This is a genomic window from Rhodococcus sp. UNC363MFTsu5.1 (assembly GCF_000686785.1).
GTDB lineage: Bacteria > Actinomycetota > Actinomycetes > Mycobacteriales > Mycobacteriaceae > Rhodococcus_G > Rhodococcus_G maanshanensis.
This window is the reverse complement of the sequence record NZ_JMLO01000024.1, coordinates 70358-94759: the sequence shown is the minus strand read 5'-3', so window position 1 is coordinate 94759 and position 24402 is coordinate 70358. Positions and strand designations below refer to the sequence as shown.

The window sequence follows — 24402 nt, the reverse complement described above, 5'->3', positions numbered from 1 at the left end:
CGCGCTCGTCCACGCCCGCGACGGGCACTGCCGATTCCCCGGCTGCACCCGACCCGCCGCCGGATGCCAACTCGACCACATCATCGAATACCGCGCCCACGACCCCATCGCCGGTGGCTGGACCATCCCCGGCAATCTGCACTGCCTCTGCCGGTACCACCATCAACTCAAAACCCTCGGCCTCTGGAGCGTCACTGCGCTGCCCGGCCACACCCTGCACTGGACCTCCAGCACCGGCACCACCGCGATCACCCTCCCCGCAGGCGCCCACGGCAGCCACACCCTCCACACCCCAACCCCACACATCACCGGCCGCCGCGGCCACACCCCACCACTGCCACCGGCGACACCACCGGACCCGCCACCGTTCTGAAACCGACACGTCACCACACCGACTGCACCGCGCCGTCCATTGCGGCATGCTGGGGCAATGACTTCCGCGCATCGATTCGAGGTCTGGGCACCGATCCCCCATCGAGTGCAACTGCACCTCGACGGGGAGCTGCATCCTATGTCGCGGGACGAAGACGGCTGGTGGCGCGCCGCGGTCCCCGCGAACCACGACAGCCGCTACGGCTTCGTCCTGGACGACGACCCCACCGTGTTGCCCGACCCACGCTCGCCGCGCCAACCCGACGGCGTGCACGCGCCCTCGCAACTGCACGAGGTGGACCCCGACGCCTGGACGGACCGCGACTGGACCGGACGCAAGCTCGCGGGCAGCGTTGCATACGAACTGCATATCGGAACGTTCACCCCCGAGGGCACCTTCGACGCCGCCATCGCACACCTGGACCACCTCGTGGACCTCGGAATCGGGTTCGTCGAGCTGATGCCGGTGAACGGGTTCAACGGCGAACACAACTGGGGCTACGACGGTGTCCTCTGGTACACCACGCACGAGCCGTACGGCGGGCCCGACGGCCTACAGCGGTTCGTCGACGCCTGCCACCGCCGCGGCCTCGGGGTGATCCTCGACGTCGTCTACAACCATCTCGGCCCGTCCGGCAACTACCTCGACAGGTATGGGCCGTACCTCGCGGACACCGAGAACCCGTGGGGCGCAGCGGTCAACATCGCGGGCCCGTCCTCGGGCGAGGTGCGCCGCTACATCATCGACAACGCGCTGCGCTGGCTGCGCGAGTTCCACATCGACGGACTGCGCCTCGACGCCGTGCACGCGCTGGTCGATCTGACCGCCACCCACCTCCTCGAAGACCTGGCCGTCGAAACCGAGACGCTGTCAACGCATCTGCGCAGGCCACTGACCCTGATCGCCGAGAGCGACCTCAACGATCCCGCCCTCATCGCGCCCCGGTCCGCGGGCGGTCACGGCCTCGACGCACAGTGGAACGACGACATCCACCATGCCGTGCACGCCGCGGTGTCCGGCGAACGGCAGGGGTACTACGGCGACTTCGGCTCGCTCCAGTGCCTCGCCACCACCCTGCGTCAGGGCTTCTTCCACGCGGGGACCTACTCGACTTTCCGGGGCCGCACCCACGGCCGGCCGCTCGACGTTCGGCTCACGCCCGCCAGCTCACTGCTCGCGTACACCTGCACGCACGACCAGGTGGGCAACCGCGCGACCGGTGATCGTCCTGGGCACTACCTGAACCAGGGCCAGCTGGCCGTTCGGGCGGCACTGGTGCTCGGCTCGCCGTACACCCCGATGCTGTTCATGGGCGAGGAATGGGGGGCGGGCACGCCCTTCCAGTTCTTCACATCCCATCCCGAACCGGAGCTCGCGGAGGCCACCGCGTCCGGCCGCAAACGCGAGTTCGCCGAGCACGGCTGGGCGGGCGACGCCATCCCCGACCCACAGGACCCGCAGACCTTCCTGCAGTCCAAGCTGGACTGGGACGAGATCGGCGCGCCCGAGCACCGGCGGCTTCTGGAGTGCTATCGCGGCCTGATCGCGCTGCGGGCCGCTCGATCCGACCTGACCGATCCGTGGCTCGAGCACCTGGTCGTCGACTACGACGAGGACGAGCGGTGGATCGTGCTGCACCGCGGCAGCATTCGGGTCGCCTGCAACCTCGGCCCGGACCCGGTGACCCTCCCGGTCGGCGGCCACCCGCTGCTGTGGTGGGAGCCGCCGACCCAGGACGCCACCGGATCGGCGACCGTCGTCCCCGGTCATTCCTTCGCGATCCTCGACGCGGGAATCACCGACTAGCGCGAGCGCATCATCCGGTACACCAGCACCGCATTGGCGAGCAGGATGATCGCGGTGGCCGCCGCCGCCACGTGCATGCCGCTGACGAAGGACAGGTGCGCGGAATCGAGCAGCTGCGCGCCGATCGCATCCGGCGCGGCCTTGGCCACGCCCACCGCGCCGCCCAGGGTTTCCTGTGCGGAGTGAGCGGCGTCCGCGCCGAGAGCCGACACGTCGAGCCCCTTGCGGAAGATGGCCAGCACCACGCTGCCCAGGACCGCGACGCCCAGCGCGACGCCGAGCTCGTAGGCCGTCTCGGACACCGCCGACGCGGCACCCGCCCGCTCCGGCTCAACGGCGCCGACCACCAGGTCGGAGGTCAGCGTCAGCGCGATGCCGACACCCGAGCCGATCAGCATGAACGCGGCGATGAACAGGCCCGCGCCACCGTCGGCGTGCAGCCACAGCATGGCCGCTGCACCGATCGAGGAGACCGCCAGGCCGATGCTGAGCACCACGCCCGGCTGCCAACGACGGACCAACCAGGCGGCCGTCAGCGAGAAGAGCACGCTCATGGCCGTGCCCGGCAGCATCAGCAGGCCGGCCTGCAGCGGCGTCTTGCCCAACACCAACTGCAGGTACTGCGAACCGAAGAACAGCACTCCGGACAGCGCGAACACCGAGAGCAGGTTCGTCATCACCGCGGTCGAGAACGCGGGCCGCGCGAACAGGCTCAGGTCGAGCATCGGATCCGGGCGGGTCCGCTGCCGATGGATGAACGCCCATCCGGCGGCTGCGCCCACCGCGCCGATGGCCGCGAGGGTCACGGTCGGCCCGTGCACGACCGACTCCTTGACGGCGTACACCAGCGGAATCATCGCCAGCATCGACAGACCCGCACTCACCAGGTCGAAGCGACCCGGATTCGGGTCCTTCGCCTCCGCGATCACCATCGGACCGACGATGATCAGCACCGCCATCACCGGGATGTTGATGAGGAAGACCGAGCCCCACCAGAAGTGTTCGAGCAGCCAGCCGCCCACCAGCGGGCCTGCCGCGGCGCCGCCGCCGGCCATCGCGCCCCACACACCGATCGCGGTGGTCCGCTGATGAGGGTTGACGAAGATGGTGCGGATCAGACCCAGCGTCGCGGGCATCAGCGTGGCACCCGAGATGCCCTGCAGCACGCGGGCCGCGATCAGCATCTCCGGGCTCACCGACCAGGCGGCGACCATCGACGCGATGCCGAAGCCGGCGGCGCCGATGAGCAGCAGCCGACGCCTGCCGATCCGGTCGCCGAGGGTGCCCATGGTGACGAGCAGTCCGGCGAGCACGAACGAGTAGACGTCGATGATCCACAGCAGCTGCGTGCTGCTCGGCTCGAGGTGCGCGCTGATGGACGGCATTGCCAGGTCCAGGACCGTCGCGTCGACCGAGATCAGCAGAACGGAGAGGGCGAGCACGACAAGACCGACCCAGTCACGGGCGCTCGCCCGCACCTCGGTCGGATCGATCGTCAGGTCCTTGCCCGCGATGACAGACACGATTGACTCCCAATGAGTTGAAAATGAAAATTCGACTGAACCGTCCAGCCGGTACAGTCGCCAACACAGGTTAGCAGCCAACCGTCCAGCCGGTACAGTGATTCCCGTGACAGCGACACGCGACCGCATCCTCGACGCCCTGGAGCGACTACTGCTCGAACGCGGGCTCTCCCAGATCACCCTCGAGGCGGTGGCCGCGGAGGCGGGCGTCTCCAAGGGCGGACTTCTCTACCATTTCCGCAGCAAGGAGGCCCTGCTCGCGGGCATGGTGCGTCGCCTCGGCGAGCGCTCGGACCAGCAGCTCGCGGAGGCGGACACCTCGGTCTCCGAGTGGTACCTGCAGACGGTGGACGCCAACACGACCAACGAGCTCGCTCTCTTCCAGTCCACGATCGCCGCGCTGCGCTCGGTGGACGGCAAGCCGGGCGAGATCCAGCAGGCCGTCATCGACATGATGCGGTCCTGGGACGAGGGACTCCGCGCAGAGTTCGACGACCCAGTCCAGGCCGAGATCGTGCGACTCGTGGGCGACGGCATCTACCTTGCGGCGCTCCTGGGTCTGCCGCAGCCCGACCCCGGGCTGTACCAACAGGTCGTCGACCGCCTGCTGGGTCGCGAAGCGACGGGCGACAGCGGCACGCCCGAGTAGGTTCGGCCCGGCCCGAGCCGGTTCCCACATTCGACCGCAAAGTGAACAGACCGTCCGGTACTGTCCACGCGGCGCGGGGGTCGCGCGGGTGGGTCCGAAGGGAACAACAGATGGGTAGAGCTACCAAGCTCCTTGTCGGTCTGATCACGACAGCGGTGTTGGCAATGGGTGTGACGACGGGCATCGCGGCCGCGGAGCCCGCGTCGGTCGATGTCACGCCCGGGACGTATCTCATCTTCGACAACCACCGGGACGCCCACGGCAAGAAGACACCGGGCGACACCTGCACGCTCGGTGTGGTCGGCCACGACGCGGCGGGACGCAAGGTCGGCATCACCGCCGGGCACTGCAATCCCGGCCCCATCAAGCCGGGCGAGGAGGACAAGCCGTACAACCTGCCCCAGTTCCAGGGGGTGCCCGAGTCGCTACACGGGCAGAACATCGCCAGCAACGAGTACGAGGTCTGGAGCCGCGACCAGGTGGAGCGGGGCGACGCTCCCCCGATCGGCTGGATCCGCTTCGTCGCACCCGGCAGCGAGAGCACCACCACGAAGACCGACTACATGGTCATCGAGTTCGCCCCGCATGTCGTGCTGTGGAGCACGACCCTCGACAAGGACGGCAAGACCGTGCGCAGCACGAACGGCCGGGATCTGTTCAAGGTCAACTCGATTCATCGCGACTCGAACGGTGCGGTGGCCCTGCCAGGAACGGGCGAGAGCATCGAGAACTTCGGCGCCAGCTCGGACCGCAACGGCGGCGCCATCCGCTTCGACGACATCTTCGCGCTGACCAAGGCGCCGAACAACGGGACGGTCACCGAAGTCAAGGACGGCATGATCCGCTCGACCGCACAGTTCATCATCGGCGACTCTGGCGGCCCGGTGGTCATGCGCGGAACGGGTGAATGGGTAGGGATCGTCAGCGGAACCGACTCGAATTTCATTCTCGGCCAATGGGTCAACACCAGCGCCAAGAACATCCTCGACGATCTCAATCCGCGCAACGTCACCGGCAGCGGATTCACGCCGGTGGACAACGAGAGCACCGCGCCGACCGCGGACCCCGCATGCCCGAGTTCGCTGTGCTGAAGCCGACGCCCGCGGGCACACAGTTCGCGAACACGGTCGGACGGGAAACGCACGAATGAGGCGAACCGTCCGGTACCTCACCGGTCTGGTCGCGGCGATGGCCCTGATCTCGGGATTGACACCGGGTGTCGCGGCGGCGGCCGAGCCTCCGGCGCCGAGCCTCAAGACAATCGGCCCTGGGGCCGGCCTCGTCTTCGTAAACGAGTACGGCAGAGGGAGATGCACCCTGGGCGCGGCCGGCATCGATGCCGCCGGGCGCAAGGTCGGCATCACCGCGGGCCACTGCCGGATCGAGGAGAAGTTCGACCCGCAAGACACCTGCAAGACGATCGAATCCGACCCCGTGAAGGAACCCTGGTACCAGCCCAAGTTCTGGGGGCCCACAGAAGGCGTGCACGTCCTCACCAATGACTACCCGGTCTGGGACTGGCGCGACATCCTGGACAACACCTGGGACGCCGCCGCGGACAACTTCGGACTGCTTCCCGGCCGAATGGAGGCCGCCCCGATCGGCTGGATCCGCTGGGTCAACAAGGGCAGCAACGACTGCAGCCTCACCACCACGACCGATTACATGGTCATCGAGTTCGCGTCGCACGTCCAGCTCACCAGTCGGGTGACGGACAAACTCGGCAACGGGGTTCGCAGCACCCTCGACGGGCGTCCGTTCACGATCAACTCGACCCATCGCGACTCCGAGGGGAGGCCGGCGCTACCGCGCCCCGTTCTCGACTACGTCGAGACCTTCGGTGCGATGTCCGACCGCAAGCCCGGAACCCTCTTCCCGCCCGAGGAAACCTTCGCACGGGCACCCAGCTACGGGATGGTCACGGGGGTCGACGGCGGTCTCATCCGGTCCTACGCAGGCTTCCGCAAGGGCGATTCCGGCGGACCCGTCGTCATACGCGGCACCGGCAGGTGGGTGGGGATCATCACCCGAACCGACCTCAACAATGCCCCGTTCGTCATCACCTCGGCCAAGAACATCCTGGCCGATCTGAACTCGCGGAACATCACAGGCAGCGGCTTCACGCCGGTGGACAGCGAGGGCACCGCACCGCCGGAGACCCCCGCCTGCTCCGGCTCGCTGTGCTGAACTGACGCTCACTGCCGCGCCGCGATGTCCGCCTCGCCCGAGAGTGCGGGGGTGTCCCGGGTCAGGGTGCGGCCGAGGAAGAAATCCGGCTGGCGCAGCCGCATGACCAGCATCAGCACCGCGCCGAGCAGCAGCACACCGAAGCCCATGAAGAACACCAACCCGATGCCGCCGATCGACGCGCCGCTGCCGTTGTCCGGGTTCATGCTCTCCCCCACCGAGATCACGAACACCGTCGCCAGCATGATGCCGCCGATGAGCGGGAACAGGAACTTGAACACGACATTCCTGGCGCTGGTGAAGAGCTCGTGCCGGAAGTACCAGACACACGCGAACGCCGTGATGCCGTAGTACCAGCAGATCATGATCCCCAGCGCGGCAATGGTGTCCAGCAACGCCCGCTCCGACAGCAACGAGACGACCGTGTAGAACGCCCCGGTCACCACGCCCGCCACCACCGTCGCATAGGTGGGCACCAGGAACCGCGGGTTCACCTCGGCGAGCTTGCGCGGAAACGCCCCGTACGCGCCCATCGCCAGCATCGTCCGGGCGGCGGGCAGGAACGTCGTCTGCAGGCTGGCGATCGACGAGGCGAACACGGCCAGGAACAGCAGCAGGCCCGCCCAGTGGCCGAGCACCGGTTCGGCCAGCGCACCGAACACGTTCTCGGAGTTGTCCGGATTGCCGAGACCGAGACCGTCCTCGCCCACCCCCGCGTACATCATCACCGCGACAGCCACCAGCAGGTAGGTCACCAGGATCGACACGACGCACAGCAGTCCCGCCCGGCCGGGGGTCTTCGTCGGATCCTTCGACTCCTCGCCGAGGGTGAGGCAGGTGTCCCATCCCCAGAAGGCGAAGATCGAGCCGGTCACCCCCACCACGAACGCGCCGAGCGCGAGCCCGGTGAACGGGTTGAACCAGGAGGGGTCGAACTCGAGACCGGCGGGCGCCGAACCCGAGGCCACCCGCACGAACGCGGCGATCACGAAGACCAGGAGCACCACCATCTGAAAGCCGACCAGCACGAACTGGATTCGCTGACTGGTGGTGATGCCTCGGCCCGATATCCAGGTCGCTATGGCGAGGAAGGCGAGGGTGGTGGCGATGTTCACGGCCTTGTGGTCCGCCAGGTCGCCGATCGACGGTTGGTCGAAGACGCGAGCCAGGAACAGGTAGAAGAACTCCACAGCGATCGCGGCCAGGTTGGAGAGCACGATGATGGTGGCCATCACCATGCCCCACCCGCACATCCAGCCCACGTACGGCCCGAATGCCTTGGTGGACCAGGTGAACGACGCGCCGCAGTCGGGCGATTCCGCATTGAGCTCCCGGTACGCGTACGCGGTGAGGAACATCGGGATGAAGCCGGCGATGAAGATGGCGGGCATCTTCAGGCCCACCGCGGCCACGATCAGGCCGATGCTCGCGGTCAGGGTGTACCCGGGTGCCACACAGGAGATCCCGATGACCGCCCCCGAGAAGGTGCCGATCTTGCCCGGCGCCAGCCCCTTGGAGACCAGGCCACCCGACGCGGGACGATCCGCTTGACCGGCCATGGTCGTCAGACCTCCTCTTTCGGCACGACGATCATCGGAACCGGAACCACCCGGAGCATCTTGGACACCGTCGATCCGAGGAAGAGGTGACGCGGGCGGGCGAGGCGGCTGGAACCGACCATGATCAGATCCCCGTCGCTCCACTCCAACTTGCTCACCGCCGATTCGACGTTCGCACCGTCCGCGATCTCCGACTCGACCGCGATGTCCTCGGGTAGCCCGGATCTCGCGGACTCGAGGACCTCGGCCGCATGCGCCATGGCCCGTTGGCGGGCCGATTCCGGTGTGTCCGAGCGCATGCGACGGGACATGTCGAGTGGCACAAGGGACACCAGCCGCAGCGGGGCCATCGCCCGCCTGCTCACCGCAACCGCCTCCCGCAACAGCAGACCGGCTCCAGCGCGGGTGCCGAGCGCGCAGGTGACGCTGCCGATCTTCTTCGCGGCCGAATGCCTCATACCCCGCGGTGCGAGCGCCATCGACAGGTGCGCGCAGTGCAACAGTTCGCCGGTGACCGACCCGATCGAGTGCCGCCCCAGCAGTCCGTCCCCTGAGGCCCCGATGACGATCATCTCCGCGTCGAGCTCGTCGGCGATGTCGAGCAATCCCTGGGCGAAGGACTCGTTGGAGCGCAGGTGGGTCCGAACGATGACGTCGTCGGGAACGGTGGCCCGCGCCTCGACCAGCCATTCCACCGCCTGATCGGACAGCAGCTCCTCGTATGCCGAGTCGACGCGGATCCTCGTCGGCACCGGCGCCTCGTCGGGTAGCACCAGGCAGATGTCGATCTCTGCGCCGAGGCTGCGGGCCAGCAGAACGCCGAGCGCGAGACCGTCCGCGCCGCTGGGAGTTGCGAGATACCCCACTACCAATCGCATGTCGGCCAACCAATCGTCGGTGAGCGGTCAGGAACTTCAGCGGTCCACGATCACGCCTCCCCCTCGGGATGGCAGCTGTGGCCGCCCGCGTCGGCGTGACAGTCCTTCGCGGGCGTCGGTGCCACGTCCAGTGCCGGGTTGCGATCGAAGAAGCCGACCGGCTTGAGCCAGAAGCTCACCGTGTCCGCGGGCATCACCGGCCAGTCCTCGGGCCTGGTGATGTGGTGGATCCCGAAGACATACCAGAGCACGACGTCGGTGTTCTCGATGGATCGGTTCGCCTTGGTCCACTCGGGTAGTCCGTGGTCGACGCCGCTCTGGTTGACGAACTCACCCGAGGGCCAACGCTCCTCCGGCTCGTTCGGCGTCACCCAGAGGGTGTGCCCGATCACCTGGCTGCGCTGGAAGATCGGCGATGCCGGGTCGAACATCGAGGGGAACGCCCCTCCTGGGACCAGCTTGTACGCGGGCGCGGTTCCGAGGCCGTTGGTGGTGTTGTCGTTGACCACCTTCCAGGCCCGCTGGGACTGCCAGTCGAAATCCTGCTTGCCCTGTTCCTCGGTGCGCAGCGGGGTGTTGCGCTGCCGCAGCGACAGCCCGTACGGATTGTCCGGGCCCATCGGGACCATCTCGGTCTCGGTGGCGTACACCGTGTTCTCGGTGCCGTCGATGTCGAGGTCCATCCGGGCGACCAGGAAGTGCTGGTGGTAGGGCGCATAGGTGCGCTCGTCCACGAGCGTGCCGTGCGGGTGCGTTGCGCCCTCGTCGAAGTGGCTGACCACCATGATTCCCGTTGCGCGGACCTCACATTCGATGTTGCCGTCCTGGTAGAAGCGCCAGTAGGTGAGGTACTCGTAGTTCGCGACGGTGACGTGGAAGGAGACCGTGAGCCTGCGCATCCGGCGCACCTGCGCCCCGTCGTGGTCGACGTGCTTCCAGAGGACCGCGTTGTCCTCCTCGTGGATGCAGATCGCGTTCTTGATCGTGTACGGCTCACCCTTGCTGTTGTGCAGCACCGCGTCGAGGTACCGGATCTCGCCGAGGCAGTCGCAGCCCAGCTCGAGCGAGGTGGTCATGAACCCGATACCCCACTCGCCGATGTCGAAGGCGGTGCGGCGGTAGTGGTCCTCGCAGTGGTCCCGGTACGGCACGACCATCTCCGCGAACGAGAGCCGGTTGGCGATCGGCCGCACGCGGCCGTTGTCGTCGTAGGTGATCGCGTGCAGGGTCATCCCCTCGCGGTAGTTGAAACCCACCCGCAGCGACCAGTTCTGCCAGGTCAGCTTGTTGCCCTCGAGGGTGAAGGAGGGTCCGTCCGGCTGGGTGATCTCCAGCGGTCGGAGCGGCTCGCGGGTGCTGGCGTTCCTGATCCGCTCCGGGATGTGCCGCGGCACGTACTCCCCCATGATCTCCGGCCGGTCCACGGAGAACGTGTCCTCGATCTCCAACAGCTCCATGCTGTTGACGTCGATCACACAGTGGAAGCCGTTGACCGGTCCCGCATAGGGATTCGCCCCCTCGGCGGCCTTGACCCAGGTGTCCGACCAGCCGAGCCTGCGGCCCTTGTACTTGTCGGGGATGACGGCCTCGCCGTAGGTCCAGGTGTCCATGAACACCAGGCTCATGTCCGTGATCCCCCGCTTCGCCAACGCCGCAATGACATCCGGGTGGTTGCGCAGGACCTCGTCGCACTCCTCCCACTCGTCGACGGTGAAGTTCGCCTGCACCCCGGGAACATGTCGCCACGTCAGCACCGAGTCCGCGGTGAGCGAGACCAGGGCCTTGTAGGTCTTGTTCTCGGCCCGCTCGAAACACACCACGTGCGCACGGCGGTCGGGTGCCGTCCCGTCCGCGTCGAACGCGGCGATCTCGGCCTTCGACGGCTCGGCGAGTTCGATCGAGGCGTACCGCCAGCCCGGTCCGACCCCGTGATCGCGGGCGAGTACCGCCGCGACCGCGGCGAACTCGTCGGACGAGAGCGGGTCGAGCGGATGAGAGTTGTCAGCCACGGTTGCTCCCTGCCAGAGATCGGATGATTGCTTCGAGCACGTCGAGGGCCTCGCCGAACAGTTCCTTGCCGATCACCAGCGGCGGGAGCAGCCGGATCACGTTGCCGTAGGTACCGCAGGTGAGCACGATGACGCCCTGTTCGAGCGCCTGTGCCGCAATGGCCTTGGTGATGTCCGGGTCCGGTTCGGTGCCGCCAGGGCGGACGAACTCCATCGCCTGCATGGCCCCGCGGCCCCGCACCTCGCCGATCACCCCCACCTCGGACGCCAGCGCGCGCAGTCGGCGCTGCGCCAGCTCCCCGATCTGCCGGGCCCGCCCCGCCAGGTCCAGCTCGCGCATCGACTCGATCGAGGCGAGCGCGGCCGCGCACGCGATCGGGTTGCCGCCATAGGTGCCGCCGAGCCCGCCGGGATGCACCGCATCGAGCAACTCGGCCCTGCCGGTGATCGCGGCGAGCGGCAGGCCGCCCGCGATGCCCTTGGCCATCGTGATGATGTCCGGCACGATGGCCTCGTCCTCGCTGGCGAACCAGGTCCCGGTGCGGGCGAAGCCGGTCTGCACCTCGTCGGCGATGAAGACGACCTCGTTCGAGCGTGCCCATTCGACAAGTGCGGGCAAGAATCCCGGTGCGGGCACGATGAACCCGCCCTCGCCCTGGATCGGTTCGATGACGATCGCGGCCACCGTGTCGGCACCGATCTGCTTCTCGATCTGACTGATGACCCGGCGCGCCGACTCGTCGCCGCTGAGTCCGGCCTCGTCGCGGAACGGGTACGACATCGGCATCCGGTAGATCTCCGGGGCGAACGGACCGAAGTTCGCCTTGTAGGGCATCGCCTTCGCGGTCAACGCCATCGTCAGGTTCGTGCGTCCGTGGTAGGCGTGGTCGAAGGCGATGACGGCGTTCCTGCCGGTCGCCAGCCTCGCCACCTTGACCGCGTTCTCGACCGCCTCCGCGCCGGAGTTGAACAGCACCGAACGCTTTTCGTGGGTACCCGGGGTCAGCGCGGCCAGTTCCTCGGCGACCCTGACGTATCCCTCGTACGGGGTGACCATGAAACAGGTGTGCGCGAAATGCACGGCCTGCTCGGAGACCGCCTGCGCGACCGCGGGGTTGGAGGCGCCGACACTGGTGACCGCGATGCCAGCCCCCAGATCGATGAGCGAGTTCCCGTCCACATCGACCAGCACGCCGCCGTCGGCGTCCGCCGCGTAGACGGGAACGCTCGACCCGACCCCGGCCGCCACCGATGCCCTCCGGCGCGCGGTGAGGGCCTGCGATCTCGGACCGGGGAGCGGCATGCGGAGCGTCCGTTCCTGCGGCAGTCGGTACCGGAGTGCGTCCATGGCGGCAATCCTCGAGTGTGCGGAGTGGGTGCGATTCGCGCTCAGTCGTGGGAACTCATGACGTGCTTGAGCCGGGTGTAGTCCTCGACCCCGTATGCCGAGAGATCCTTGCCGTATCCGGAGTACTTGAAGCCACCGTGCGGCATCTCCGCCACGAGCGGGATGTGGCAGTTCACCCACACCGCCCCGAAATCGAGTGCGGCGGACATCCGCTGCACCGTTCCGTGGTCCCTCGTCCACACGCTCGAGGCGAGGCCGTACCGGACATCGTTGGCGAGTTCGACGGCCTGTTCCTCGTCGGTGAAGGACTGGACGGTCAGCACCGGGCCGAACGTCTCCTCCTGCACGATGTCGTCGTCCTGCCGCACGCCGGTGACGATGGTCGGTTCGAGGAAGAAGCCCTGCTCCCCCAGCCGCTTTCCCCCGGTGACGATCCTCGCGTGCGCGGGCAACGCCGCGATCTTGCCGGTCACGGCCGTGAAGTGGTTGACGTTGTTGAGCGGTCCGTAGAAGGTGTCCGGGTCGGTGGGAAGGCCGGTCTTGAGGCCCTTCGCCTTGGCCACGAGCGCGTCGACGAACTCGTCGTGGATCGCCTCCTGCACCAGCACCCTCGTCACCGCCGTGCAGTCCTGGCCTGCGTTGAAGAAAGCCGCCTCCGCGATCCCACCCGCGGCCTTGTCGACGTCGACGTCGGCGAACACCACCGCGGGTGCCTTGCCACCGAGTTCGAGGTGGGCGCGTTTGACCTGCTTGGCCGCCGACACCGCCACCGCGATACCCGCACGGACCGACCCGGTGATCGAGACCAGTCCGAGGTCCGGGTGCTCGACGAGAGTCGCGCCGGTGCCGCCGTTGCCCAGCACGACGTTCAGCACGCCGTCGGGCAGGATCCCCTTCGTGAGCCGGGCGAGCACCAGCGTGCTCTCGGGGGTGGTGTCGCTCGGCTTGAGCACCACTGTGTTCCCGGCGGCGAGCGCGGGCCCGACCTTCCAGATCGCCATCATGAACGGGTAGTTCCACGGTGTCACCTGACCGACAACCCCGATCGGCTCACGCCGGACGTATGAGGTGAACCCGTCCATGTACTCACCCGCCGACTTGCCCTCGAGCATGCGGGCCGCGCCGGCGAAGAACCGGAGCTGATCGGCCCCGACCTTCACCTCCTCTGCCGCGATGACAGCCTTCGGCTGGCCGGTGTTGCGGCACTGGGCGTCGACGAGCTCGTCACTGTGCGCCTCGATCGCATCGGCGAGCGCGAGCAGCGCGGCCTGCCGGACGCCAGGAGTGGTCCGCCCCCACGATTTGAACGCCTCCCTGGCCGCCGCAACTGCGGCGTCGACGTCGGCCTTGGTGGAGATCGGCGCCCTGGCGACCACCGTCTCATCCACCGGATTCACCACTTCGATCGAATCCGTTGCCGTGGAGGCGACGAAGCGACCGTTGACGTAGTTCTCGAGTAGTTCGACTGCCATGGATTCCCACACCTCCGCCAGACGGTTGCGAGTTCACGAGCTGGGACAAGTGTGCGCCTCATCGCCGCATCCGCGCAGGCGTACCGGACCCGGCCGACGAACCCATCCCCGGGCGGCACGACATGGATTGCCCTCTGCGAGAACACCTTCGACAAGACGTGGAATCCCCGGCCGGCGGCGCACCCTCGTCGGCAGTATGACAGGAGCCCGTTCGGGCATCAGATGCCGCCTCCTGCGTCCCATCAGAGTAGACGGAATCGCACTGCTCAGAGGCGGTTTCGGCACGAAACTTCGCCGACCGTGATCGCGATCGTGGACATCTGGAGGATGGCTATTCGGGCAGATCGGCGGTTATCATTCGAAGCGATGTTCCGGACGGTCTTAGACCAGATCGGGGCCGTCTCCTTGGAATGAGAGGAGCCCCCAAGTGAAACTTCACAAAGGCACGACGCTCTCCGTATTGGTCATCGCGACGATGGGGATCGGCGCCGGTACTTCCTACGCCGCACCGCCACCCCCGGATGACACGACCATCACCTACCAGGCCCCCGAGACCCCGGATCCGTTGACCGGAGTACTCGAACCCCATGAGGTGTACAGCCAGGAAGCCTATGACAACCTGGTCACGCAATTCGAGATCGGCTGGATGGGTGGCGGAAACATCAACGCGAACATCGGGGCCGGCGTCGGAGCCGTGGTCGGCTGCGTCCTGTTCCTGTTCGTTGGATGCATCCCCGGTGCCGTGATCGGCGGCGCGGCAGGCGCCATCAGCGGGTCGAGCAACGCGAATCCCGCTTTGGCACCCGCCTTCTTCGACTTCGTGCGGACCCTCCCCTGATCACGACCGTCGGCCCGACTCACGCCCTGTCTACGTGAGGTAGCGGTAGGCAGGCGAGCCGGGCTCGAGCTGCTCGACGTGCACACCGGACTCGTGCATGCGCTCCAGCAGCGGGGGCAACCCCTCGGCCGCGCCGAGCTCGATGCCCACCAGCGCCTCACCCGTCTCGCGGTTGTTCCGCTTGACGTATTCGAAGAGGGTGATGTCGTCCTCAGGACCTAGCACCTCGTCGAGGAACCGGCGCAGCGAACCCGGCTCCTGCGGGAAGTCCACAAGAAAATAATGCTTGAGCCCGAGATGAACCAGCGAACGCTCGAGGATCTCGCCGTAGCGCGAGACGTCGTTGTTGCCGCCCGAGATAAGGCAGACGACCGTGCTCCCCGGCTTGACCTTCACCAGTTCCAGTGCCGCCACCGACAGCGCACCCGACGGTTCGGCGATGATGCCCTCGTTCTGGTAGAGGCCGAGCAATGCCGTGCAGACCGCTCCCTCGTCCGCGTGGATCATCGCGAAGGTGCCTTCGCCCGCGATGCCCGAACGCGGCTGGGCCACCAGCGGCAGCGAGCCGTGCGAGACGACGCCTGCGCCGAGCGCTGACATCACCTCCAACGGCAGGTCGCCGATTCGCCGGACCGCGGTGCCGTCGACGAACGGGTCGATCTCGGGCAGCGTCACCGGCGCGCCCGCGACCAGTGCCGCCGTCATCGATGCCGCGCCGCTCGGCTCGACACCGACGATCGCGGTGTGCGGCGAGCGCTCGTGCAGGTACGTGGCCATGCCCGCGATCAGCCCACCGCCGCCGACCGGGACGATCACCGTGCCCGGCTCTTCGCCGAGCTGTTCCACGATCTCGGCAGCGATGGTCCCCTGACCGGCGGCGGTCCGCGGATCGTCGAAGGGCGGCACCATCGTCGCGCCGGTCCGCGCGACGTCGTCCTTGGCCGCCGCCGCGGCGGCGTCGTAGGTCTTGCCAATGGCGATCAACTCGACGAACGAGCCGCCGTGCGCCTTGATTCGGTCGCGCTTCTGTCGCGGCGTGTTGGCGGGCACGTAGATCCGGCCGCGGATCTGCATCGTCCTGCAGGCGTAGGCCACGCCCTGCGCGTGGTTGCCGGCGCTGGCGCACACCACGCCCGACTCCCGCTCCTGCGGGGTGAGCTGGACCATCAGGTTGTACGCGCCGCGCAGCTTGAACGACCGGACGACCTGCAGGTCCTCGCGCTTGAGGTACACCTTCGCGCCGGTTGCCGCCGACAGCCGGTCGCTGAACTGGAGCGGGGTCACCGCAACGACGTCCGAAATTCGCCTCTGGGCAGCATCGATCTCATCCGCATCGAGCGGCAGAGTGGCCATCAGGTCGGCGAGTTCCGGGGATTTCGACACCTCAATATGCTGCCACCTGCGCCCGCGGCCCGGCGACCCGACCCGGCATCTCAGCCACGGGGGTCGAACTGCGAGGGCCTCGGGATGTTCCGCAGATTGGACTTCGCCATCTGCACGGCCTCGCCGACCCCGCCGTTCATCACCATCTTCGACATCGCGAGGGCGAAGCCCTTGACCTGGCCGCCGGTGATCGTCGGCGGCAACGACAGCGCATTCGGATCCGTCACGAGGTCGACCAACGCCGGCCCGGGATGCGCCAGCACCTCCCGCAATCCGGTCTCGATGTCGCCCGGGTCCTCGATCCGCCGGGCGAAGATGCCGAGGGCGTTCGCCACGGCGGCGTAGTCGACCGCGGGCACGTCCACGCCGAAGTCCGGCAGCCCGTCGACCAGCATCTCGAGCTTGACCATCCCGAGGGTCGAATTGTTGAACACCACGATCTTGACCGGGATCCGGAACGACGCGACGGTGACGAGCTCGCCGAGCAGCATCGACAACCCGCCGTCGCCGGACACCGAGATCACCTGCCGGTCCGGCGCGGCGAGCTGCGCACCGATCGCGTGCGGCAGCGCGTTGGCCATCGAACCGTGCAGCGCCGACGACAGGAATCGCCGCGACCCGTTCGGGTTCAGATAGCGCGCGGTCCACACGTTGCACATCCCGGTGTCGGCCGTGAACACCGCGTCCTCCGCCGCGAGGTCGTCGAGGATCGACGCCGCGTACTCCGGATGGATCGGCGTGCGCTGCTTGACCGGGCTCGTGTACGCCCCGACCACCTTCTCCATCAGGGTGCGGTGCCGATCGAGCGACTCAGTGAGGAACGCCCGGTCGGTCTTGCGGTGCACCAGGGGGTTCAGCGCCCGGAGCGTGCTGACCGTGTCGCCGTGCACCGCGAGATCGAGGCTCGTGCGCCTGCCCAGCTTCTCCCTCGCGACGTCGATCTGCGCGGTGCGGACATCGACGGGCAGGAACTGGTCGTACGGGAAGTCGGTGCCGACCAGGAGCAGCAGATCCGCACCGTGCATACCGTCGTGCGCGGCGCCGTAGCCCAGCAGTCCGGTCATGCCGACATCGAACGGGTTGTCGTACTGGATCCACTCCTTGCCGCGCAGCGTGTGGCCCATCGGCGCGGCCACGGTGTCGGCGAGGGACAACAGCTCGTCCCTGGCGCCGCGGACACCCATGCCCGCGAAGATCGCGACCCGCTCGGCGCCGTTGATCGCGTCGGCGAGCACCCGGACGTCGGCGTCGTCGGGCACGACGGCGGGCGCGCGCGTCCCGACCAGCGTCGGCGGGGTGCCCGCGGCCGGATAGTCGGCGATGTCGCCGGGCACCGTGATCACCGCGACCCCCGATCGGCCGAGCGCGTGCTGCATCGCGGTGTGCACGATCCGCGGCGACTGTGCCGGGGTGCTGATCATCTCCGAGTACTGCGAGCAGTCGACGAACAACCGGTCCGGGTGGGTCTCCTGGAAGTAGCCGGTACCGATCTGGGTGCTCGGGATGTGCGAGGCGATGGCGAGCACCGGCGCACCCGACCGGTTCGCGTCGTACAACCCGTTGATCAGGTGCAGGTTGCCCGGCCCGCAGGATCCCGCACAGACGGCCAGCTCACCGGTGATCTGCGCTTCGGCCGACGCCGCGAAGGCCGCAGCCTCCTCGTGCCGCACGTGGATCCAGTCGATTCCGCCCGTGGCCGCGCCGCCGGTCCGGCGGACCGCGTCGACGATCGGGTTGAGGCTGTCGCCCACGATTCCGTAGATCCGGCGGACACCCGCGGCGACGAGCTGGGACACGATCTGGTCTGCAACGGTCTCCGCGGCCACGGCGGCCCTCCTGCTACTGCGGGGTGAGCACGAACACGGGGATCTGGCGGTCGGTCTTCTTCTGGTACTCCGCGTAGTCGGGCCAGACCGCGACGGCACGCTCCCACCACACGGCCTTCTCGTCGCCGGTCACCTCGCGCGCGATCATGTCCCGCTTCACGGGTCCGTCCTGGAGTTCGACCTGCGGATTCGCGATGACATTGTGGTACCAGACCGGATGCTTCGGCGCGCCGCCGAGCGAGGCGACGATCGCGTACTCCCCCTCGTGCTCGACGCGCATCAGCGGGGCCTTGCGAAGCTTGCCGGATTTGGCGCCCTTGGTGGTGAGCAAGACCACCGGTTTGCCCTGCATGGTCGTGCCCTCGGTGCCGCCGGACCTCTCGTACAGCTCGGCCTGATCGGCGGACCACTTCGTCGGACTGGGCTCGTACTCTCCTGTCAGCGGCATGCCACCAGTGAACACCCGTGGCCACGGCGGCGCAGCCCGACAGGCCGAAGTCCGATTGGCGAACTCAAGTGTTCGTTGGACCGAACTTCGATCTCCTAGTAGCCTGAACTCATGACCACCGCCGACTTCGCAGCCACGCCGCACCGCAGCGCGCGCGGCCGTGGCGCCTCGGTGAATCTGGCGGGTACCGACTGGCCGCTGTACAAGCTCGAGGCGCTGGTCGCGGGCCTGCTGACGTTCGTCGCCCTGCTCGTCATCACCCAGGCGATGCAGCCCGCCGTGCTGGTCGCCGCCGCCGCCACCGTGGTCGTGTGGTGGGCGCGCCGCCTGTACGGGGCCGGCGACCGGGTCACGCGGGCCGGGCGCTAGCCACCTCCCGCTTGGCCGAGCGTCTGCGCTCGATCCCGTCCAGCAGCACGTCGAGCCCGACCGAGAAGTTCTCGGTCGCCTCGTCCTCGAGATGCGGCGCTCGCCCGCCCTCCAGGTACGCACCCCGCTCCTCCGCGGCGGCCTCGACCCCAAGCCGCACCAACATCGGAAAGCGCTCGGCGAAATCCGGGGCCACCTGCTGCAGCAGTGCGGATCGCGTCGACCACCACTGCTCGTCCGACATCCCGGTCGCGTCGGCCGCCCGCCGCGAATCGGCGACAGCCGCGGCGGCGCCGCGCACGAAGTGGAACAACGCGCCGACGACGCGGCGCAGGACCCGGGCGGACAGTCCGGCCTCGAACAGGATCCGCACCAGCGCCTCGAGGACGGCCTGCTCGTCGGGCCCGAGCACAGGCCGCGCATAGGAGACCGTGAGCGTCCACGGATGCCGGATATAGAAGGCCCACAGGTCGCGGGCCCACGATGTGACGGCCGGCCGCCACCCCTCGGCGAGGTCGTAGGACGTCGGCAGCTCACCGTGCGCCCTGTCGTACATCAGGTCCACCAACTCGGCCTTGCTGGGCACGTAGGTGTACAGCGCCATCGCCGTGCGGCCGAGCCGAGCGCCGACCGCACGCATGGACAGTCCCGCCATCCCGGCCTCGTCCGCCACCTCGATCGCCGCCGCGACGATCTCGTCGACGGTCAGCGCCTGCCTCGGGCCCGGTGCGGGGCCCCGGCCCTGCGCGGACCCAGGGCCGCCCGCGCCCTGCGCTCGCCACAGCAGTGCCATCGATCGGACTGCATCGCCCTGACCTGCAACCACACTCACCGAGAACAACTCCTTACGAGGTAAGCAATTGCGGGAATCATTTCCTTACGACATAAAGGAGATGGAGATCGGCATACCACGCTGCGGCGTTCCCCCGGTGCGGCTCAGCCGGCCAGGCAGCCCGGTCCGAGCAACGCCTTCAGGTCGCCCATCAACGCGGAGGACGGCTCCACCCGCAGGCTGTCGTCCAGCTTGAGGGTGGTGATCCGGTCGCCGCTGATCAATCGCAGGTGCACGTCCGAGGTGCCGGGGTGCCGGGTCAGCACCTGCTTGAGCGCGCCGACCTTGTCCTCGGTGCACAGCCGCGTCGGCAGGCTCACCGCCACCGGCTTCGCCACCCCGACCGCGGAGAGGTCGGGCACCGCGAGGTCGTTGCCGATCAGCGACATCCGGTCGTCACGGATCGAGACCCTCGCCTTCACCAGCACGATGGCGTCTTCCGAGATGTCCATGCCGTAGACCGAGTAGGCCTGCGGGAAGAACAGCACCTCGATACCGCCGACGAGGTCCTCGAGCTGGATGATGGCCCAGGTCAGACCGTTCTTGTTGATCCGCCGGTCCACCGAGGCGATGATGCCGCCGATGGTCACCTGGGCGCCGTCCTTGACCTCACCCTCGAGGATCGAGGCGATCGAGGTGTCGGACTGCTGCCGGAGGATGTGCTCGACGCCGTTGAGCGGGTGGCCGGAGACGTAGAGCCCCAGCATCTCCCGCTCCAGCGCGAGGCGGTGCTTGGTTTCCCACTCCTCGTCGGGGATCCGGATCGCGAACACCGAGGAGAGCGAGTCGTCCCCGCCGCCGCCCGCGTCGCCGAAGAGATCGAACTGCCCGACCGCCTCGGCCTTCTTGGTGCCCAGCACCGACTCGATGGCGTCGGTGTGGACCAGGAACAACCCCTTGCGCGGGTGCTCGAGCGAATCGAAGGCACCCGCCTTGATGAGCGACTCGGTGACCTTCTTGTTGCAGGCGACCACGTCGATCTTGTTGAGGTAGTCCGAGAAATCGGTGAACTTCGACTTCTCCGTGCGCGCCTTGATGATCGAGGCCACCACGTTCGCGCCGACGTTGCGAACCGCGCCCATGCCGAAGCGGATGTCGCTGCCGACCGAGGCGAAGTTGACCTCCGACTCGTTGACGTCCGGCGGCAGCACCGTGATGCCCATCTTCCGGCAGTCGGCCAGGTAGATCGCGGACTTGTCCTTGTCGTCGCCCACCGAGGTGAGCAGGCCGGCCATGTACTCGGCCGGGTAGTTTGCCTTGAGGTACGCCGTCCAGTAGGAGACGAGGCCGTAACCGGCCGAGTGCGACTTGTTGAACGCGTACCCGGCGAAGGGCAGCACCGTGTCCCACAGCGCCTTGATGGCCTTGGCACCGAAGCCGTTGGCCAGCATGCCCGCCTCGAAGCCCTCGAACTCGGCCTCGAGCACCGACTGCTTCTTCTTGCCCATGGCGCGGCGCAGGATGTCTGCTCGACCCAGTGAGTAGCCGGCCACCTTCTGGGCCAGCTGCATGATCTGCTCCTGATAGATGATCAGGCCGTAGGTCTCCGAGAGGATGTCCTTGAGCGGCTCCTCCAGCTCGGGGTGAATCGGGCTGACCTCCTCGAGCGCGTTCTTGCGCTTGGCGTAGGAGGTGTGCGCGTTCATGCCCATCGGGCCGGGACGATAGAGCGCGAGCGCGGCGACGATGTCGCCGAATCCGGTCGGCTGCATCAGCTTCAGCAGCTCCCGCATGCCGCCGCCGTCGAGCTGGAACACCCCGAGGGTGTCGCCGCGGGAGAGCAGCTCGTAGGTCGCCGGATCATCCATCGGGATGGTGTCCAGGTCGAGGTCGATGCCCCGGTTCGCCTTGATGTTCTCGAGCGCGTCACCGATGACCGTCAGGTTCCGCAGTCCGAGGAAGTCCATCTTGAGCAGGCCGATGTCCTCACACGACGGGTAGTCCCAGCCGGTGATGATGGCGCCGTCCTGCGCGCGCTTCCACACGGGGATCGCGTCGGTGAGCGGCTCGGACGACATGATCACCGCGCAGGCGTGCACGCCTGCGTTGCGGATCAGGCCCTCGAGCCCCTTCGCGGTCTGGTAGATCTTCGCGACGTCCGGGTTGGAGTCGATCAGCGCCCGGACCTCGGCTGCCTCCTTGTAGCGCTCGTGCTCGGGGTCGGTGATGCCGGAGACCGAGATGTCCTTGGCCATGATCGGCGGCGGCAGCGCCTTGGTGATCTGATCGGCGATGGCGAAACCGGGCTGGCCGAACTGGACGCGGGCCGAGTCCTTGATCGCGGCCTTCGTCTTGATGGTGCCGAACGTGATGACCTGGGCCACCCGGTCGCTGCCCCACTTGTCGGTGGCGTAGCGGACCATCTCGCCGCGGCGGCGATCATCGAAGTCGATGTCGATATCGGGCATCGAGACGCGCTCGGGGTTGAGGAACCGCTCGAACAGCAGGCCGTACGGGATCGGGTCGATGTTGGTGATGCCCATCGCGTAGGCGACGAGCGAGCCTGCCGCGGAACCTCGGCCGGGGCCGACGCGGATGCCGACCTCCTTGGCGTGGTTGATCAGGTCGCCGACGACGAGGAAGTAGGCAGGGAAACCCATCTCGTTGATGACGTCGATCTCGTAGTCGGCCCGGGTCAGGTACTCCTGCGGCGGCCCACCGGGGAAACGGCGGTCGAGGCCGGCCAGCACCTCCTTGCGCAGCCAGCTGGCCTGGGTCTCACCCTCGGGCACCGGGAAGATCGGCATCCGGTCGCGGTGCTTCCACACCTCGTCGTAGGGCTGGATCCGCTCGGCGATCAGCAGCGTCGAATCGCAGGCGCCCGGTACCTCGTCGTCCCAGATCGCGCGCATCTCCTCGGCCGACTTGAGGTAGTAGCCGTCGCCGTCGAACTTGAACCGGGCCGGGTCGCTGAGCGTCTTGCCGGTCTGGATGCAGAGCAGCGCCTCGTGGTTCTCGGCGGCGTCCTTGGTGACGTAGTGGCAGTCGTTCGTCGCGAGCGGCGGGATGCCCAGCTTGCGACCGATGTCGAGCAGGCCCTCGCGCACCCGGCGCTCGATGGACAGTCCGTGGTCCATCAGCTCGAGGAAGAAGTTGTCCTTGCCCCAGATCTCCTGCCACTTCGCGGCGGCCTCGAGGGCCTCGCGATCGTGGCCGAGACGGAGCCTGGTCTGCACCTCACCGGAGGGGCAACCGGTGGTCGCGATGATCCCCTCGTGGTGCTCGGCGATGATCTCCTCGTCCATCCGGGCCCACTTGCCGAGCTGGCCCTCGATCGAGGCTCGGGAGGAGAGCTTGAACAGATTCCTGACGCCGGTCGCGTTCTCGGCGACCATCGTCATGTGGGTGTAGGCACCGCTACCGGAGACGTCGTCGGACTTCTGACTGCGGTCGCCCCACAGGACGCGCTTGGTGTTGAACCGGGACTCCGGCGCGATGTACGCCTCGATCCCGATGATCGGCGTGATGTCGTGCTTCTTCGCCTCGTTGTAGAACTCGCTGGCACCGAACATGTTGCCGTGGTCGGTCATTCCGACCGCGGTCATCCCCAGCCGCTGGGCTTCCTTGAAGAGCGGACCGACCTTGGCCGCACCATCGAGCATCGAGTACTCGGTGTGATTGTGCAGATGAACGAACGAGTCAGCCACGCGCGCCTCTCTAGCTCTGGAAGGACTTGGAGCGCCCCGATGCTTCCGGCGCCCTCATCACTAGCGAACCGAGTGTAGGCGCTGGGGCCGACAGCTTCGGTCACCCGCGCCGGGGTGGAGCGCGGCGGGCGGTGTGTTAACCGCGACCCTTTGCCGCGATCGGTGATACTGACGACCGACCCCACCGAGGAGAGTCTGTGACCATCGACACCCAGAGCGAATCGCCCTCCCCGAGCGCCCGACCGCGCCCGCGATGGAAACGGCGGATCCTCTGGGTCGTCGGCATCCTGCTCGCGCTCGTCCTGGCCGCGGTCGTCGCCTTCACCGTCAGCCCGTGGCCCGGCAGCATGGTCGTCCGCTTCGTGTTCGACCGCGGCGCGGCGAAGACCACCACCGCCCTGGAGAAGCACACCCCGCAGGGCATCGCCTCGATCACCGATCAGCAGTACCGGGACGGCGACCCCGACGCCCTCCTCGACGTCTACTTCCCCGAGGCGACGACGGCGCCGTTGCCGACGGTGATCTGGACCCACGGCGGCGCCTGGATCTCCGGCGACAAGTCGCACTACGCCCCGTACTACCAACTGCTCGCGGAGCGGGGGTTCACGGTCGTCTCGCTCGACTACTCGCTGGGACCGGAGCACACCTATCCGACCGCGGTGCACCAGCTCAACGACGCGCACGCCTATGTCATCGCGAATGCCGAGCGACTGCACGTCGATCCGACCCGCATCGTGCTCGCCGGGGACTCGGCCGGCGCGCAGCTCTCCAGCCAGCTGGCCACCCTCGTCACCGATCCCGGGTACGCGCGCGAGCTCGACATCACCCCCGCGCTGCGCCCCGAGCAGCTGCGCGGGGTCGTGCTCAACTGCGGGATCTACCAGGTCGACAAGATGACGGGCGGGTCCGGCATCGTCGGTTGGGGCGCGGACCAGTCGCTGTGGGCGTACACCGGCAGCCGCGACTTCGAGGACTCGACGGCGATCGCGCAGATGTCGACGATGCGCCACGTCACCGCGCAGTTCCCGCCCACCTATATCAGCGGCGGCAACGGGGATCCGCTGACCGACGAGCAGTCCAAGCCGCTGGCGACCGAGCTCGGCGGGCTCGGTGTCGAGGTCACGACGCTGTTCTACCCCGAGGACCACGAGCCGGCGCTGCCGCACGAGTACCAGTTCGATCTGGACAACGAGGACGGTGTGCGTGCGCTGGAGCGGACCGTCGAGTTCCTGAAGGCGCACACCGCGCCGTGACG

18 protein-coding genes and 1 pseudogene are annotated in these 24402 nt (G+C 67.8%); 8 read left to right on the top strand and 11 right to left on the bottom strand.

Annotated features, from left to right (window positions below; all coding sequences use genetic code 11):
* A pseudogene (locus BR31_RS31945) lies at positions 1-373 on the top strand (HNH endonuclease); the annotation flags it as partial.
* 57 nt (positions 374-430) lie between these two features.
* Complete coding sequence (gene treZ / locus BR31_RS0118575) at positions 431-2179, top strand: malto-oligosyltrehalose trehalohydrolase (protein ID WP_027502294.1); 1749 nt, start codon at positions 431-433, stop codon at positions 2177-2179.
* Here treZ and BR31_RS0118570 read toward each other — a convergent pair.
* On the bottom strand, positions 2176-3702 hold the full coding sequence (locus BR31_RS0118570; RefSeq protein WP_051637554.1) for an MFS transporter: 1527 nt from the start codon (positions 3700-3702) through the stop codon (positions 2176-2178). The genes treZ and BR31_RS0118570 overlap by 4 nt on opposite strands.
* A gap of 106 nt (positions 3703-3808) precedes the next feature.
* On the opposite strand from BR31_RS0118570, the gene BR31_RS0118565 reads away from it, so the two are divergent.
* The 3 genes from BR31_RS0118565 (at position 3809) to BR31_RS0118555 (ending at position 6538) form a co-directional block, all read left to right on the top strand.
* Positions 3809-4351 (top strand): TetR/AcrR family transcriptional regulator, encoded by a 543-nt coding sequence (locus BR31_RS0118565; protein WP_037177191.1) that lies wholly within the window; start codon positions 3809-3811, stop codon positions 4349-4351.
* A gap of 110 nt (positions 4352-4461) precedes the next feature.
* On the top strand, positions 4462-5442 hold the full coding sequence (locus tag BR31_RS31940; RefSeq protein ID WP_197023649.1) for a chymotrypsin family serine protease: 981 nt from the start codon (positions 4462-4464) through the stop codon (positions 5440-5442).
* Between the two features lie 55 nt (positions 5443-5497).
* Positions 5498-6538, top strand: a complete 1041-nt coding sequence (locus BR31_RS0118555; RefSeq protein WP_027502290.1) for a CBS domain-containing protein — start codon at positions 5498-5500, stop codon at positions 6536-6538.
* 8 nt (positions 6539-6546) lie between these two features.
* On the opposite strand, the gene BR31_RS0118550 is transcribed toward BR31_RS0118555, so the two are convergent.
* The 5 genes from BR31_RS0118550 to BR31_RS0118530 are packed head-to-tail and all read right to left on the bottom strand — an operon-like array spanning position 6547 to position 13804.
* The gene (locus BR31_RS0118550; protein WP_027502289.1) at positions 6547-8097 is read right to left on the bottom strand and encodes an APC family permease; all 1551 of its coding nucleotides are present in this window, start codon (positions 8095-8097) and stop codon (positions 6547-6549) included.
* A gap of 5 nt (positions 8098-8102) precedes the next feature.
* Positions 8103-8975, bottom strand: coding sequence for a universal stress protein (locus BR31_RS0118545; protein WP_027502288.1), 873 nt, complete (start codon positions 8973-8975; stop codon positions 8103-8105).
* Between the two features lie 50 nt (positions 8976-9025).
* Positions 9026-10984 (bottom strand): primary-amine oxidase, encoded by a 1959-nt coding sequence (locus BR31_RS0118540; protein WP_027502287.1) that lies wholly within the window; start codon positions 10982-10984, stop codon positions 9026-9028.
* The gene (gene gabT / locus BR31_RS0118535; RefSeq protein ID WP_027502286.1) at positions 10977-12332 is read right to left on the bottom strand and encodes a 4-aminobutyrate--2-oxoglutarate transaminase; all 1356 of its coding nucleotides are present in this window, start codon (positions 12330-12332) and stop codon (positions 10977-10979) included. The genes BR31_RS0118540 and gabT overlap by 8 nt, the downstream gene beginning before the upstream one ends.
* Before the next feature lie 41 nt (positions 12333-12373).
* Entirely contained in the window at positions 12374-13804 is a 1431-nt protein-coding gene (locus tag BR31_RS0118530) for a gamma-aminobutyraldehyde dehydrogenase (RefSeq protein WP_027502285.1), read from the bottom strand.
* Positions 13805-14231: 427 nt separating this feature from the next.
* Between BR31_RS0118530 and BR31_RS0118520 the strand changes: the two genes are divergently transcribed.
* On the top strand, positions 14232-14642 hold the full coding sequence (locus BR31_RS0118520; RefSeq protein ID WP_027502284.1) for a hypothetical protein: 411 nt from the start codon (positions 14232-14234) through the stop codon (positions 14640-14642).
* Between the two features lie 30 nt (positions 14643-14672).
* Here BR31_RS0118520 and ilvA read toward each other — a convergent pair whose 3' ends face one another.
* From ilvA to BR31_RS0118505, 3 genes are read right to left on the bottom strand one after another with little or no spacing between them, the layout of a single operon-like run.
* The gene (ilvA, locus tag BR31_RS0118515; protein WP_027502283.1) at positions 14673-16025 is read right to left on the bottom strand and encodes a threonine ammonia-lyase IlvA; all 1353 of its coding nucleotides are present in this window, start codon (positions 16023-16025) and stop codon (positions 14673-14675) included.
* Between the two features lie 50 nt (positions 16026-16075).
* Positions 16076-17851: a pyruvate dehydrogenase gene (locus BR31_RS0118510; protein ID WP_027502282.1), complete on the bottom strand. Its 1776-nt coding sequence runs from the start codon at positions 17849-17851 to the stop codon at positions 16076-16078.
* Positions 17852-17864: 13 nt separating this feature from the next.
* On the bottom strand, positions 17865-18299 hold the full coding sequence (locus tag BR31_RS0118505; RefSeq protein WP_027502281.1) for a nitroreductase family deazaflavin-dependent oxidoreductase: 435 nt from the start codon (positions 18297-18299) through the stop codon (positions 17865-17867).
* Positions 18300-18410: 111 nt separating this feature from the next.
* Between BR31_RS0118505 and BR31_RS29195 the strand changes: the two genes are divergently transcribed.
* Positions 18411-18668, top strand: a complete 258-nt coding sequence (locus BR31_RS29195; RefSeq protein WP_051637552.1) for a hypothetical protein — start codon at positions 18411-18413, stop codon at positions 18666-18668.
* Here BR31_RS29195 and BR31_RS0118495 read toward each other — a convergent pair.
* Both BR31_RS0118495 and dnaE read right to left on the bottom strand, forming a co-directional pair.
* On the bottom strand, positions 18649-19500 hold the full coding sequence (locus BR31_RS0118495) for a TetR/AcrR family transcriptional regulator (RefSeq protein ID WP_027502280.1): 852 nt from the start codon (positions 19498-19500) through the stop codon (positions 18649-18651). The two genes, BR31_RS29195 and BR31_RS0118495, sit on opposite strands and share 20 nt — an antisense overlap.
* 104 nt (positions 19501-19604) lie before the next feature.
* The gene (dnaE, locus tag BR31_RS0118490) at positions 19605-23147 is read right to left on the bottom strand and encodes a DNA polymerase III subunit alpha (protein ID WP_027502279.1); all 3543 of its coding nucleotides are present in this window, start codon (positions 23145-23147) and stop codon (positions 19605-19607) included.
* A 197-nt stretch (positions 23148-23344) separates the two neighbouring features.
* Here dnaE and BR31_RS0118485 point away from each other — a divergent pair, with 197 nt between their 5' ends.
* On the top strand, positions 23345-24400 hold the full coding sequence (locus BR31_RS0118485; RefSeq protein WP_231496555.1) for an alpha/beta hydrolase: 1056 nt from the start codon (positions 23345-23347) through the stop codon (positions 24398-24400).
* Positions 24401-24402 lie beyond the last annotated feature (2 nt).